Raw genomic sequence first — 14352 nt, forward strand, 5'->3', positions numbered from 1 at the left:
GAATGAAGCGTTGCGAGGCGTCTGGCTTTACTCAGGCTTGAAGCCTGCACTCTTGAGAAGTTCAGCGCTCTGGGAGACGAAGCCAGCGACATAGCGCTTGAACTGGTCGACATCCTGAGTCACAGGCTCGACGCCAAGGCTTGCCAGCGCGCCGGACTTGCCCAACTCAGTGATGGCGGCGTTGATGGCAGTGTTGAGCAGCTGGACCCGATCGGCGGGGGTGCCCTTGGGCGCCCACACGCCGTACCACGATCCGTAGGTGAAGCCCGGTAGCCCGCTCTCCTGCACTGTCGGAACCTCGGGTGCTAGAGGGCTGCGCTTTGCTGAGGTGATCGCGATGGGTCGAACCCGGCCCGCTTTGGCCAGCGGCAGCACAGAGATCATCGAGTCCATCAGGAGCTGAACGTGTCCGCCCCCTACGTCGACCAACGCTGGTTGTGTACCCTTGTAAGGCACATAGGTGAACTTCACGTTGCCCTGTTTGGCAAGAAGCAGCGTGGCCAAGTGACTTGGCGCACCCGCAGCGGGAATGGCTGCCGTCCACTTGTCCGGCTCCTTCCTTGCAGCAGCCAGCACGTCGGTGAGCTTGCGAGGCTCAAGCTGGGGCGCGATGACGAGCATCAGCGGCGCCTCGGCAACGCGCGCAATCGGGGAGAAATCGGTCTGCGGGTCGTAAGGCGGTGTGGCGACGACCTCCTTGGCCAGCACGTGCGTAGCCGCGGAGAACAGCAACGTATAGCCGTCGGCGGTGGCGGTCTGGACTGCCTTGCCACCCAGCGCGCCGTTCGCGCCGGCGCGGTTTTCCACAATCACCGATACCCCGAGCTGCGTGTGTAGCTGGTTGGCCAGCAGGCGCGCGATGTTGTCTACCCCGCCTCCCGCAGCGAAAGGAACGACGATGCGGATCAAGCGGTCAGGGAATTTGGCAGTCTGCGCCCATGCGGGTGCGACCGCGAGCATCGCGCACGCGACCAATACTTTCAGTGATTTCATGGAGTCTCCGTTGATTTGGATGAGGGGTCCGGTGAAGAGGCCGCGCGCGGTCCCGGACGTCGTCGTCGCTCGAAAACGCGCAGCGACTCGTCCATCGACTCTGCGTCGACGCCTCGGGTGATGAACACGATCCGGGTGCGTCTGTCTGCGCTTGGCCAGGCCGGCAATGACTCGGGCGGCTGGTACAGGTGCTGTACGCCGTGGAACACGAGCGGCTGTCCCGGCTGCTCCTGCAGGTTGACGATTCCCTTCACGCGCAGCAGGTCTTCGCCCCGCATTGCGATCACCATGTCGAGCCAGGCAAAGAAGCCGTCTCGCGGTAACGGATCGTCGCGAGTGATCACGAATGAAGTGATTCCGGCCGAGTGCGCCGGTGCATCACCCGCTTCGCCGGTGGTTGTCACCGGTCTGTAGAAGGATCCACTCTCCGAGGATAAAGACCGCGCGTCAGTGGCAGGCGTCTGCATCGTCTGCCGCAGCGCCGCCACGTACTTTCCGCGCTCCTGATGCACTGCAGCCGTCGGGTTCAGGCCCCTCAAGCGGTCAAGCAACTCCTGGGAGATCGGTTCGCTCAGCAGATCGGCCTTCGTGAGAAAAAGGTGATCGGCCATGGCAACCTGTCGGGCAGCTTCGGAATAGCGATCAAGCGTGCCAGGCGCCAGAACGGCGTCGACGGTGCAGCACACGCCGGCCAATGTGAAGCGATGCTTGACGGCGGGCTCTCCCATCACCGTCCGGAGGATCGGCGCAGGGTCGGCGAGACCACTCGTCTCGACCAGTACATGGCGCAGTACTGAACCACCCGATGCGCCGCGTTCCGCGAGACCCACCAGCGCACCGATAAGATCGCCGCGCACCGCACAACACATGCAGCCGTTGGGCAACAGGATGGTGTCCTCCGTCGTGTTGGCGATCAGGTCATGGTCGATACCGACTTCACCGAACTCGTTGACGATGACTGCGGTGCCGTGCAGATCAGGCTCGCGCAGCAACTCGTTGAGGAGCGTCGTCTTTCCGCTGCCGAGGAATCCGGTCAGTACCGTCACAGGGACGCGCACCTGCCCGGTCTGGCTTGCTCCCAGCAACGAGGAGAAGTGGCCGGTCATGATCCGCCCTGCTGACGCCCGCCGTGAAGTTCAGCGAAGGATCTCAAGGTTCGCTCCAGCCTTGCCAGCAACCACTCGCTCGCCTCGGCGGCAAACTCGTCGCGCTCCAGATCTTCCAGCAGGGTCTGAAGCGGGAGACCGGTTGCTTCAAACGTCGGACGGGCCCGGAAGAATGCCTCCACATCGGCAATACCGGAGCGAAGGCCTTGGTCCTCCAGGTAGTCCACGATGTCAAGCTCGAAGTCGACAAGCTGGAGGCTCACACCGCCGGCACCGCAGCCGCAACTGGAGCCGAGTGCAACGTGACGCATCGCAAGTTCGCTCCACAGGCGTGAGAGCCTGGAGGCGCGCTGCGACACGTCATCGGCCATGACGAGGCTCACTGTCCGTCCCAGGCGACGTCGAGAGACGCACCATTGCGCAAGGCTTTCGGCGCCCTGCGCAGCATGCGCGTCGCCTCTTGGTCGACCTGCCCCTTGGAGCCCAGGGCGACGCGATAGACCTCACGCGCCACCTCGCTGCTGACGTAGCCCTCGCGCACGTCCTCTGCGACAAGGTCCATGTCGCGGGCAAGCGGATCGCCGAAGCCGCCACCGCCGCCCGACAGCATCTTGTAGGCGTCGCCGCGCTCCAGCCGCACGTTGAAGATCTTTGCGTTCAGGTGGTCGGTCTTCCACTCACCTTTGTGACGCACGGCGAGGCCGTTGCCCATGGCGTCCCCGCCGCCTTCCAGGCCCCATGGCTTGCAGTGGACGCGATCGATGCGGGTGGTGACGGTGAAAGGCGACAGCGCCTGCACCACCATCTCCGCGCCCAGACCACCGCGGTACTGACCGGCGCCGGCACTGTCCTGGCGAATCTGGTACTTCTCGACCAGCACCGGGTACTTGGCTTCGAGCTGCTCGGTCGGACTGTTGTGGGTGTCGCCGTCGTTGATGCACACCGTGACCGAGACGCCGTCTTCCGTCGACTTGGCGCCCCATCCTCCGCCCAGCGGTCCGATGCCGACGATGAAGAGTCGCCCATCCTCCGGGGAGATGCCGTGGATGTTGGGAAACACCAGGTCGGCGTGGTGACCTGCGATCGAGCGGTCCGGGATGGCTGGAGCCAGCGCCTTGAAGATGGTGTCGATCACCGTCATCGGAAAGGTCATCCACACCCGCATCGGGTACGGCCGCTCGGCACTGATGACCGTGCCCATCGGCATGATCACCTTCAGCGAGCGGAAGCTTCCGTCGTTGACCGGGTAGTCGGTCGGCGTGGTCAGGCACTTGTAGGCCACCTGTGCGCAGGCGATGCCGGTCGTGAAGCCCGAGTTGTAGAAGCCACGTACCTGCTTGCTGACGTCGGACAAGTCCACCGTCATCTCTTCACCCGTGACGGTCACCTTGACGCGGATCGGGATGCGCTTGCCGATCTCGAGTCCGTCGTCGTCCATGAAGGACTCCGCCTCATACACGCCATCGGGAATCGAAAGGGTGTTCTTGCGCGCCACAGCCTCTGAAGAGTCCATGATCTGGCGGATTGAGCCGTTCACTGCATCCACTCCATAGCGCTCCAGGAGCTCGACGTAGCGGCGCTCGCCTGTGGTGATGGCGGTGATCTGCGCGCGTAGGTCCCCCAACGCCCGATCGGCCAGTCGCACGTTCATCGCGATGATGTCGATCAGATCCTGGTTCACCACGTTTTCGCGTTGGTACTTCATGATGGGAATCTGGATCCCCTCGCTGAAGATGTCGGTGGTGACGTTGCCGAGCGTGCCGCCCACGTCAAGCCAGTGCGCCATGCAGCAGGTGAACCCTTCCAGCTTGCCCTCGTGGAACACCGGCATCGTGAACGTGAAGTGGTTCAGATGGCTGCCGGTGGTATAGGCATCGTTTGTGACCAGGATGTCGCCCGGCAGGATGTTCTCGTAGCCGAAGTGCCTGATCTTGGCCTTGACCGTCTCGGACATGCCCCGGATGAACATCGGCAGGCCCAGGCCGATAGAGACCGTGTCGCCCTCCCTGGTGAAAAGCCCGACGGTAAAGTCCAGCGCCTCGTAGATGATCAGGTTGTAGGCGGTGCGCGTGAGATTGGTTTTCATCTCCTCCGTCACGGCGTACAGGCCGTTGCGGATGATCTCGACGGTGACCGGGTCAACTGCGGCCGCTTGGGTTTTAGGGGTGCTGCTCATGACCGGTCGCTCCCGATGGAAATTTGAAGGTTGCCGAGTTCGTCCACGCGCATCTCATCGCCTGGTTGCATCACGGTGGTGGAGGCGTGCTCCTCGATCAGCGCCGGGCCGCTGACGACGTTGCCGGAGCGCAGAAGGTCGCGCTTGTAGACGGGCGTGTCGGCCCAGCCGCCGGAGCGGAAGTACACCGGCTTGACGGTGCGCACCGCTGCCTTCTCCGGCTTGGACGAACCCTCATCCACGCGGTGCTTGGGCGGCTTCTTCATGATGCCGAGCACGGTGACGCGCAGGCTCACCAGGTCAGCCGGCTCCTTGGGTGCCGAAGTGCCGTAGCGCACCTTGTGCAGTTCGTCGAACTGCTGCTTGATGGCCGAGCGGTCCTTGCCCTCAAAGAAAGCCATCGGGAGGTCCACCGTCACCGCGTGCTCCTGGCCCACGTAGCGCATGTCGGCCGCACGCTCGATCACCACGCCGTCCGCCTTCACGCCGGACTGCGCCAGCGCGGCGCGGCCCTCGTCTTCCATCGTCTTGTAGGCCGATTCAATTTCCTCGAAGGAGACGTCGTTGAGCTTGCGGAACACCGAGCGCACGTAGTCATAGCGCAGGTCGGAGAACAGCATCCCGTAGGCGGAGAAGTAGCCCGGCGCGTACGGGATCAGCACTTTGCGGATGCCGATCTCGCGTGCGATCGCCGAGGCATGCAGCGGGCCGGCGCCGCCGTACACCACCATGGTGAAGCTGCCGGCGTCCAGGCCGCGTTCGGTGGTCACCGCCTTCACGGCGTGCGACATCTGCGTCACCGCGATACGCAGGATGCCGTCGGCTGCTTCCGTCGGTGCCAGGCCCAGCGGACCGGCCACACGCTCGTCCATCTGCCGCTTGCAGCCTTCCATGTCGAGCTTGAGCTCGCCGCCCAGGAAGTTGTCGGCGTCGAGCCGGCCCAGCACCAGGTTGGCGTCGGTCACGGTCGGCTCCTTGCCGCCGCGGCCATAGGCCACCGGGCCCGGGATGGAGCCGGCGCTTTGCGGTCCCACACGCAGCGCGTTGCCGGTCTCCACGCGGGCGATCGAGCCACCGCCGGTACCGACCTCGTGGATGTCCATCATCGGGATCTGGATCGGCAGCGCGCGCTCATAGCCGCCAATCAGCGCCGAGCCCGTCGTGAGCGGCCGGCCCTTGCTGATCACGCCTGCCTTGGCCGTCGTGCCGCCCATGTCGAAGGCGATCGCATCGCCCATGCCGAGTTGCGCACAGATGGCCTGTGCACCGATCACACCGGCCGCGGGGCCCGACTCCAGCATCCGAACGCAGCCGACGCGCGCATGATCGATCGGGAACAGGCCCCCGGTCGACTGCACGACGTAGAAGTCGCCGCCGAAGCCCTTGGCGGACAGGTGAGTCTCCAATTGACCAAGGTATTCGGAGACGCGGGGCCCAACGTAGGCATTGGCCACGACGGTGGAGACCCGCTCGAACTCGCGGTATTCCTGTGAAAGCTCGTGCGAAGCGGACACGAATGCGCCTGGCAGCTCTTCTTGCAAGATCTGCTTGACACGCTGCTCGTGCGCCGGATTGCGATACGAGTGGAGCAGCAACACCGCCACTGCTTCGATGCTCTGGCTCTTCAGCTCGCGGGCCAGCTCGCGCACCGCGCCCTCGTCCAGCGGCTTGTGCAAGCTGCCGTCGGCGCGAAGGCGTTCGGCCACCTCGAAGCGCAGCGAGCGCTTGACCAGCGGCTGGTGCTTGTTGAAGAACAGGTTGTACGCATCCGGACGGTTCACGCGGCCGATCTCGTAGATGTCGCGAAAGCCTTCCGTGATGAGCAGCGCCGTGTTGGCGCCGTTGCGCTCCAGCAGCGTATTGATGGCGATGGTGGAGCCGTGCAGGAACAACTGGCCGTTGCGCACATCGATGTCGGCGCTGTCCAGCGTGGCCTGGATGCCGTTGACGAGCTGGCCGTGCGTCGAAAGCGCCTTGCCGAACAGCAGCTTGCCGGTGGTCTCGTCGAAGGCGGCCATGTCGGTGAAGGTGCCGCCGATGTCGACCGCGATGCGCAGATTGGGAGTGGAATGGGTTGCCATGGTTTTCGCGGCGCTCAGGCTGCCGTTCCGATGCGGTTGCGGAGAACGCCGAGGCCGGTGATTTCCACCTCGACCACGTCGCCTTCCTTCATGTAAAGGGGCGGCTCGCGGCGGTCGCCGACGCCGCCGGGCGTTCCGGTCGCGATCACGTCACCGGGCGACAGCGGCGTGAAGCGCGAGATGTACTCGACCAGAACGGGGATGTCGAAGATCAGGTCGTCGATGCTCGCGTGCTGCATCACGTTGCCATTGACACGCGTCTCCAGCGTCAGCTTGGTGACGTCCGGCACCTCGTCCCTGGTGACCAGGTACGGGCCGAACGGGGCGGTGCCGGGGAAGTTCTTGCCCGGCGTGAACTGGTGCGTGTGGCGCTGCCAGTCGCGAACGCTGACGTCGTTCAGGCAGGCATAGCCGGCGATGTGCTCGAAGGCCTGCGCCTTCGGGATGTAGCGGCCGCCCTTGCCGATCACGAAGGCCAGTTCGCCTTCCCAGTCGAAGCGCTCCGAGAAGGCCGGGCGCAGCACGACGTCTTCGTGCGCCGCCAACGTGTCGTTGAAACGAAGGAACAGTGAGGGGTATTCGCTCTCCCCCCGCTTGGTCTCGGCGACGTGGGTCTTGTAGTTCAGGCCCACGCAGATCAGCTTTGGCGGGTTGGGGATCACCGGAAGCGCGCGCACCGCGCTCGCCTGCACGGCGTTCCCGCTTGCCGCCGCCGACTGCTCGAGTTCGCGCAAGGCGTCGGCCTGCAGCACCGATACCAAGTCCGGGTAGCGCCCGATGAAGTCTGCCGACGGCAGTTGGTAGCGCTCTTCCTGGACCACTCCGTAGGTGGCCTGTCCAGCGTGTATGAAGCTAGCGAGTTTCAAATGGGTCCCCTTGGATTCATCACTGCGTTGGTTGCTCGAAATGATCAGTTCGCAGTGGGTACAGGGACTGTAGAAATCCAGGAGCTCTTCGCCTAGATAGAATTCAGAGCAACCAGCCTTGCCAGATTTGGCATGGCCATACGCGGGTAATCCCTATGAACGTTGCGACCGTCAAGCTCTTCTTGGAGGTGCTGGAGGCTGGCAGCCTCAGCAAGGTTGCGGCCCGCCGCCAGACCGTGCAGTCGCACATCAGCCGCCAGATCAGTGACTTCGAGGCGACCTTTGGCGGACCGCTTTTCCGGCGCACGGGCAGGGGTGTCGCGCCGACCGAGTTGGGCGAGCGCGCTGCAGTGCGGCTACGTTCCTGGCTGTTGGAGACAGACCGTCTGGCACAGGAGCTGCGCGAAGAGTCGGGCAAGCTGCTTGGCGAGGTTCGCCTGGGCGTCATCCCGTCTGCAGCGCATCCGCTGATGACCCGACTTTTTCAACGCCTGCAGGTCGAGCACCCGGGCATCCGCCTCAACATCGCCGAGGCTCAGGGCACTGAACTCAACGCGATGCTTGATAGCGGCGCCGTCGACATGGCGATCCTCTTTCGATTCAATCGCCCAAGCGGTCACGAAGAAAAACTGCTGAGCGTTGCACATACCTATTTGATCGCTGCACCGGGCGACGCGCTCACGAAGGAACCCACGGTCAGCTTCTCGCGACTGTCGGGGCTGCGCCTCGTGCTGCCTCGCCGTCCCAGTCACTGGCGCAATGCGCTTGACGAAGCAGCTCGGAGCTTGGGATTCACTCTGATGCCTGTCGCCGAAGTAGATTCATTGACGATGCAGAAAGAACTCGTGGCGACTACGACAAGCCTCTATTCGATGATGGGGCCGTACTCGATTGCCGAAGAGCTCCAACGGGGCCGTCTTCAAGCCAGCAAGCTCGTAAAGCCTGATCTCTTTCGCCACGTGACGCTGGCGTTCCCGAAACAGGGGAAGCTATCGCCTGCGTGCAGGTTGGTCGCCGAGACCATTCAACAGTTGGTCAACGCTTGGGGAAGCCTGACCGAGCCGACAGTCGAGGACGAGGCCGGGCACGCTTAGCACCAGTGCAGGCTGAGTCCTGGCCGAGGCTACGAGGCGCAATTGCGCAATTTGACGTCAAGACTGAACGACTGGCTTGGGCCGGACCCCGACCTAAGTCCAGTGGACCCGTTAGGCGGAACAGACAGGCCGGGAGGCTGAGCAGTCGACCTTTACGGTTCCATGAAAGGCACAGCGTCGCGTTCCTCGATGACGGATGCTGCTGTGGCGTGGGTCAGGAGCCAGCCTTGCCTCCGTGCGTTTGCCCAGGCCTGGAGCGAGATCGAGCGAGACCTATGCGCTGCCGAGCCAGCCGAGCAGGTCGGCCACTGGATCGACGAGCCCTGTCATGCCGTCCTTTCGCAGTTCGTCCGTCAGCGCGAGGCCGACCGCTCCCACGACAAAGATCGGATGCATCGATGTCCTTGCCAGGTCCCGGCATACGGTGCGCAACTCCTCCAGTGCCAGGCTGGGCTGCGCCGCGACGGCGGCCGGCAGGCGATCGACAACTGTCCAGCCTGCGACAACCGCGCGATGCCCGGTGGCCTCGACGGTGCTTGCGTAAAGAGCGGTCATCGCCTTGTCGAACGTGACGATCTGCAGTTGCTGGCCAAGCCTGCGGTGCTGCGCAAGCACGCTGCGCGTGAACCCGTATGCCTCGTCGCCGAACAACCGGTGGGCGACGTCGTAGCCCGTGTCGACCGAAGACATCATGACCACCCGGTCGAATCCGTTGCTGAGCGCCGGCAGTGCCCGTTCCAACGCAGCCTCGGCTTCGGCGTTCTGCGATGCGGTGCCGATGATCCTCGGGGCATCGTCGACCTTTGCAACCTCCCACCGGTCCGCCGGCCATCCGCATCGCCCGATGTGGCGCCGCAGCGTCGCCGTGATCTCTTCGCTCGAGTTCGGGTTGAGGAACAGCGTTTTCATCGTGGAGCCGGGAACTTGAGTCGCCAGAAATCCGCGATGTCGCGGCGCCGGCAGAACCAGACGTCGGGAAACTGCCGCGCCGACATGAGAAATTCGCGCAAGGCCTCTGCGCGACCGGGTCGACCGGCGAGCCGCAGGTGCAGGCCGATCGACATCATGGTCGATTGGCGATTTCCCTCTCGGCGCAGGCACGCGAGCGTGCGCCGCAGGTGATCTGAGAAGTCATCCGGGGTGTTGAAGCCAGGTGTCGAAGCGAATCGCATGTCGTTGCAGTCGAAGCTGTACGGCAGCACGAGGTGCTGCCGGCCGCCGACCTCGGTCCAGTACGGCAGATCGTCGCTGTAGCCGTCGCTGTCGTACTGCATGCCTTGCTCGACCGCAAGGGCGCGCGTGTTGGGGCTGACCCGGCCCGTGTACCAGCCGACCGGACGCTGTCCGCACAGGCGCTCCAGCACTTCGAGCGATCGGATCATGTGCTCACGCTCGGTAGATTCCTCGACGTTGTCGTAGTCGATCCAGCGGGCGCCGTGTGATACCACCTCGTGCCCTGCTGCGACGATCGAGCGCGCGGCCTCCGGGTGCTTCTCCAGTGCGCTCGACACCGCGAAGTAGGTGGCCGGAATGTCGCATTCCTGCAGCAGATCCAGGATGCGCCAATGGCCGACCCGGCTGCCGTACTCGTAGTGCGACTCGACCACCAGGTTGCGGCGCCCCGCGCGGGGCACGGCGCCGGCCACGTCGCTGTTGAGCACCTCCGAGTGGGTGTCGCCGTCCAGCACGCAGCTCTCGCCGCCTTCCTCATAGTTGACGACGACGCTGACGGCGACCCGCCGCCCCCCAGGCCATTCGAAGGCGGGCCGCGCGCGACCGTAGCCGACGAAGTCTCTTGCCGGGGTCTTCATTGCTGCGGCCTCGCCTTGATCACGCACAATGCGATCACAGCCAGGCCTGCCGTGCAGTACGCCGAGATGTACAGCGGGTTGTCGAACCGATCGAGCAGCCACACGCACACGGCAGGTGCCAGTGCACCACCGAAGACGCCTGCGAGCTGGAACCCGAGCGATGCCCCGGTGCACCGGATCTTGGGCTCGAACATGTCCGGAATGAACGCGGCCAACGGTGCCCACAAGGCTGCCTGGCACACCATGCCGATCATGGAGGCGACGATGACGAGCGTCGAATCGCGGGTCTCAAGCAGAGGAAAGTAGGCGAAGGACCAGATGATCGACGCCGCGACACCGACGAGCAGCAAGGTCTTGCGCCCGATGCGATCCGACAGGGCGCCGAACAGGGGTATCGCAATGACACCGACCGCGGCACCCAGCAGCACGGCATTCAGGGCGACTTGGCGCGGCAGGCCGAGCCGCGTAGGCACATAGACCAGCAGCAGCAGCGAAAAGACGTACCAGATGATGCCCTCGCCAGCCCGCACGCCGATGGCCAGCAAGACTTGCCTCCAGTGATTGCGCAGCGTTTCGAGCAGCGGTGCCTCGGCCTTGTGCGAGGTCTTTTCAAGGCTCTGGAAGACCGGAGACTCGGACACGCTGCGGCGAATGAAGTAGCCGATGCCGACCAGCAGGATGCTTGCGAGGAAGGGGATGCGCCATCCCCACGCCATGAACTCTGCGTCGTCGGTGATGACGTTCATGAAGCCGAACATCGCGTTGGCGAGCAGCACACCGATCGGACTTGCCACCTGCACCAGGCTGCCGTAGAAGCCGCGGCGACGCCCGGTCGTGTCGAATTCATTGACCATCAGCGCTGCACCGCCCCATTCCCCGCCGAGCGCCAGGCCTTGGGCAAATCGAAGCAGCGCCAGGAGCACCGGCGCGAGCAGTCCGACCTGGCCGTACGTCGGCAGCAGCCCGATGAGGAACGTGGACAGGCCCATGATGAGCAGCGTCGACACAAGCACGAAGCGCCGCCCGAGCTTGTCGCCCATCGAGCCGAACAGCGCCGCTCCGAAGGGTCGCGCGACGAAAGCGATGCCGTATGACAGGAGCGACAGGATAGTGGCGACGAACGGATCGGACTGGGAGAAGAAGAGCTTCGGAAATATCAGGGCCGCCGCGGTTCCGAAGATGAAGTGGTCGTAGAACTCCAGGGTCGTGCCGACGAGGCTGGCAGCCGCCACGCGCCGGGGGTTGGTGGCGGGGGATGCTGTTGCCTGCTGCTGGTCTGCTGAGGTTGCCTGAAGGCCTTGGGAGAGAACGGTCATGGTTGCTCCTGGAAGACGTGCTGATCGGACCACCGGCGCTTGGCATTCCTGGGTGGATGCGGCGATTGCAGCACCGCGCCGTTGCTAAGACAATTTCATTTATTTGAGCGATTCCTCAGGACATATGAATATCACTCTGAGGCAGCTGCGCGCCTTCATTGCCGTGGCGGACACCGCCTCCTTTGCACGGGCGGCCGAGCGGCTGCACGTCTCCGCGTCGGGGTTGTCGATGCTGGTGCGTGAGCTGGAGAACCAGCTTGAGTTGAAGATGTTTTCCCGCAGCACCCGCCAGGTGCGCCTTACCGACGCTGGCGGTGAGTTCCTGCCCCTGGCTCGCAAGTCCCTGAGCGACCTGGAGGCCGCCATCGCTGCGACGCGCTCCCTGGCCACCATCCAGCGCGGTCGCGTCACAGTGGCGGCATCGGTGGTTCCTGCTGCCACGGTCCTGCCGTGGGCGGTCCGCGACTTTGTGCGTGCCTATCCGGGCATCCAATGCGCGGTGAAGGACGGGTTCGAGGAGGAGATCCGCGATCAGGTCAGGCGTGGCGAGGTCGATCTTGGCGTCGGCACGCTGTTGGAGGACGACACCGGGTTGGACGAAAGCGTGCTCTACGAAGACCACCTGATGGCTCTGATGCCCGACGAGCATCCGCTCGTGGCGCGCGGTACCGTGAGCTGGAAGGAGCTGTCACGGCACCCGCTGATCGCGCTGACGGCCGCCAGCCCATCCAGACACCTCGCAGATCAAGCCTTCGCCACGGCGGGTGTGACAGCGGTGCCAAGGTACGAAGCGTCCTTCTCGTCCACCATCATCAGCATGGTCGCCGCCGGTCTCGGGGTGGCGGCACTGCCGATCAACGTTCGCCAGGTTTCGCCACGAGTGAAGGTGCATGCACGACTGCTTGTGCGTCCGACCGTGAAGCGCAGGCTTGGCGTCTATTCGCGTTCAGACACCGAACTCTCGCCGGCGGCGAAGGCGTTTCGGCAGCACCTCGAGTCGTTCGTCACGCAGATGCGTGGCATCCCGGCGGAGGTCGTCTCGAACGGTGGTTGAGCCCTTGGACTCCTCGACGGCGGTTCGCTTGGCCTCGGACGCTGCACGGAACGTCTCAGGTTTTGCCCAACGAAAGGATTTCGTTGGCGTTCAGGATCGTCTGCGCGATCTCCTCGATGCTGACCCGTTTGCTCATGGCCTGTTCGCGGATCAGGTCGTAAGCCTTGGTCTCGCTGATGCTTCTCGTGCGCATCAGGACATTCTTCGCCTCCTCGATACGCCGCACGCCGAGCACCTTGCCGCTGAGCTTGCGCAGCTGACGCTTCTGGGCCTTGAGATCGCCATGCACCTGTCGCGCCACCACCAGCGCAGACAGCAGCCCGAAGGAGCGTACCGGCGACGGCAGCGTCGCCTTGGCCCCGATGCGAAGAACGATCTCGACGATCGTCGGGTTCTCGTAGTTCACGACGGCGATGATGGTCGGCCCTTCGTCCGCGTTGAACCATTCGAAGTTCATGTCGATGCAGTCCGGACGAACCGCAAGGAATACCACGTCGGTGAGTTCGGGCAAGACAGGCAGCGGCGGCCAGAACGCCTGGACATGGCAGCCGATGCGGCGAAGCTGCTGGGTCATCTGCTGGCCGTCCGCGTCGTCGGGATGACAGACTGCGACCCGCAGCATCCGCAGGTTCTTCAGCTGGGTGGGTGTCGGCCCGGCCTTCTGACGGACGGATTCGGGCTCCACGTCAAAGCTCCAGCGTGCTCAGCTCTGCGGCCCAGTCACCCATCGAATGGGTCACCATGTAGGGATCAGGGTGAACCGCGCGCGTCGCCTCGCGCACGATGGTGAACTGGCCCTTGGAGTTGACGACGCCGATGCGCGGATAGAGACAGGTGTGGTGGTTCGTCGGATCGATGCGAATCCTACCTTGAGGTGCATCGAGCTCGCTGCCGAGGATCTTGGGCACGAGTTGCGCCGGATCGTCGGTCCCGGCGCGCACAAAGGCATTCGCGAAGACGTGCGTCTGGAAATAGGCCGCTTCCCAGCATTGGTTCGGAACGCAATGCGCGCCGAATCGTTGCCGAAATCGCTCGAGGCAGCGCAGGTTTGTCTCGGAGTTGATGGACTGGAAATAGGGCGCGGAGGTGAAGTGGCCAATGCCGGCCCCACCCATCTGCGATACCTCGGCCTCCGACGTCGTCAGGCTCCCGATGGGCATGGTCCTGGGGTCGAGGCCGGCATCTGCATAGGCTCGATACAGGCAGGCCGCGGAGTCTCCGACGACAGTGGAGAAGATGAAGTCCGGTTGCAAGTTCCGGATCTCGTCGATGATCGGGTCGAAATCCTGTTCGGTGGCATCCAGCGCCACATAGCGCTCTGCCACCTTTTCGCTGTTCTGGCGCTGCAGCACCAGCTCGCTCATGATGCGGTTCGACTCGTACGGATAGATGTAGTCCGAACCGATCAGGTACACCCGCGACCCGAAATTGGCAGTCATGAACTCTGCGAGTTGAACGCTGTTCTGATTGGGCGCGGCGCCGGTATAGATGATGTTGTTGGAGAACTCGAACCCTTCGTAGAGGGTCGGGTAGAACAGCAGCTTGTTCCACTTTTCCACCAGCGGCAGCACCGCCTTGCGGCTGCTGGACATGTAGCAGCCCAGAATCACGTTGACCTTGTCCTCGAGGATCAGGCGCTCGGCCAGCCTGGCATACACCGCCGGGGTCGACTGCGCATCGTAGAAGACCGGCACCAGTTCCCTGCCGTCGAGGCCACCCGCCTCGTTGATCTCGTCGATGGCCAGCAGGGTTCCCTGCAGCTGCGACTTTCCGATGGTCGAAGTCACGCCTGTCTCCGAGTAGAGCACGCCGACGCGAACGGGATCTTTGTTGGCCACGGGCAGTCCTCGGGTTC

13 protein-coding genes are annotated in these 14352 nt (G+C 64.0%); 2 read left to right on the forward strand and 11 right to left on the reverse strand.

Annotated elements, in window-relative coordinates:
- Positions 1–27 precede the first annotated feature (27 nt).
- The 6 genes from E5P3_RS30010 to E5P3_RS30035 are packed head-to-tail and all read right to left on the reverse strand — an operon-like array spanning position 28 to position 7222.
- Positions 28–993: a Bug family tripartite tricarboxylate transporter substrate binding protein gene (locus E5P3_RS30010; protein ID WP_162589294.1), complete on the reverse strand. Its 966-nt coding sequence runs from the start codon at positions 991–993 to the stop codon at positions 28–30.
- Complete coding sequence (locus E5P3_RS30015) at positions 990–2099, reverse strand: CobW family GTP-binding protein (RefSeq protein ID WP_162589295.1); 1110 nt, start codon at positions 2097–2099, stop codon at positions 990–992. The genes E5P3_RS30010 and E5P3_RS30015 overlap by 4 nt, the downstream gene beginning before the upstream one ends.
- The gene (locus E5P3_RS30020) at positions 2096–2470 is read right to left on the reverse strand and encodes a hypothetical protein (RefSeq protein WP_162589296.1); all 375 of its coding nucleotides are present in this window, start codon (positions 2468–2470) and stop codon (positions 2096–2098) included. Before E5P3_RS30020 ends, E5P3_RS30015 begins: the two co-directional genes overlap by 4 nt.
- 8 nt (positions 2471–2478) lie before the next feature.
- Complete coding sequence (locus E5P3_RS30025) at positions 2479–4275, reverse strand: hydantoinase B/oxoprolinase family protein (RefSeq protein WP_162589297.1); 1797 nt, start codon at positions 4273–4275, stop codon at positions 2479–2481.
- The gene (locus tag E5P3_RS30030) at positions 4272–6356 is read right to left on the reverse strand and encodes a hydantoinase/oxoprolinase family protein (RefSeq protein WP_162589298.1); all 2085 of its coding nucleotides are present in this window, start codon (positions 6354–6356) and stop codon (positions 4272–4274) included. Before E5P3_RS30030 ends, E5P3_RS30025 begins: the two co-directional genes overlap by 4 nt.
- Positions 6357–6370: 14 nt before the next feature.
- Entirely contained in the window at positions 6371–7222 is an 852-nt protein-coding gene (locus E5P3_RS30035) for a fumarylacetoacetate hydrolase family protein (RefSeq protein ID WP_162589299.1), read from the reverse strand.
- A 155-nt stretch (positions 7223–7377) separates the two neighbouring features.
- Between E5P3_RS30035 and E5P3_RS30040 the strand changes: the two genes are divergently transcribed.
- Positions 7378–8316 carry a LysR family transcriptional regulator gene (locus E5P3_RS30040; protein WP_162589300.1) on the forward strand — a complete coding sequence of 313 codons (939 nt, stop codon included), beginning with the start codon at positions 7378–7380 and terminating at the stop codon, positions 8314–8316.
- Between the two features lie 273 nt (positions 8317–8589).
- Here E5P3_RS30040 and E5P3_RS30045 read toward each other — a convergent pair whose 3' ends face one another.
- Genes E5P3_RS30045 through E5P3_RS30055 form a run of 3 tightly spaced genes read right to left on the reverse strand, consistent with a single transcriptional unit; the run spans position 8590 to position 11443 of the window.
- Entirely contained in the window at positions 8590–9225 is a 636-nt protein-coding gene (locus tag E5P3_RS30045) for an aspartate/glutamate racemase family protein (RefSeq protein ID WP_162589301.1), read from the reverse strand.
- On the reverse strand, positions 9222–10127 hold the full coding sequence (locus E5P3_RS30050; protein ID WP_162589302.1) for a polysaccharide deacetylase family protein: 906 nt from the start codon (positions 10125–10127) through the stop codon (positions 9222–9224). The genes E5P3_RS30045 and E5P3_RS30050 overlap by 4 nt, the downstream gene beginning before the upstream one ends.
- Positions 10124–11443, reverse strand: coding sequence for an MFS transporter (locus E5P3_RS30055; protein WP_162589303.1), 1320 nt, complete (start codon positions 11441–11443; stop codon positions 10124–10126). Before E5P3_RS30055 ends, E5P3_RS30050 begins: the two co-directional genes overlap by 4 nt.
- Positions 11444–11567: 124 nt before the next feature.
- Between E5P3_RS30055 and E5P3_RS30060 the strand changes: the two genes are divergently transcribed.
- Complete coding sequence (locus E5P3_RS30060; RefSeq protein ID WP_162589304.1) at positions 11568–12497, forward strand: LysR family transcriptional regulator; 930 nt, start codon at positions 11568–11570, stop codon at positions 12495–12497.
- A 55-nt stretch (positions 12498–12552) separates the two neighbouring features.
- Here E5P3_RS30060 and E5P3_RS30065 read toward each other — a convergent pair whose 3' ends face one another.
- On the reverse strand, positions 12553–13182 hold the full coding sequence (locus tag E5P3_RS30065) for an ANTAR domain-containing response regulator (RefSeq protein WP_232073381.1): 630 nt from the start codon (positions 13180–13182) through the stop codon (positions 12553–12555).
- 1 nt (position 13183) lies between these two features.
- Positions 13184–14335 (reverse strand): transporter substrate-binding domain-containing protein, encoded by a 1152-nt coding sequence (locus E5P3_RS30070; protein WP_162589305.1) that lies wholly within the window; start codon positions 14333–14335, stop codon positions 13184–13186.
- Positions 14336–14352: the final 17 nt, after the last annotated feature.

The sequence above is a fragment of the Variovorax sp. RA8 genome, assembly GCF_901827175.1.
Classification (GTDB): domain Bacteria; phylum Pseudomonadota; class Gammaproteobacteria; order Burkholderiales; family Burkholderiaceae_C; genus Variovorax.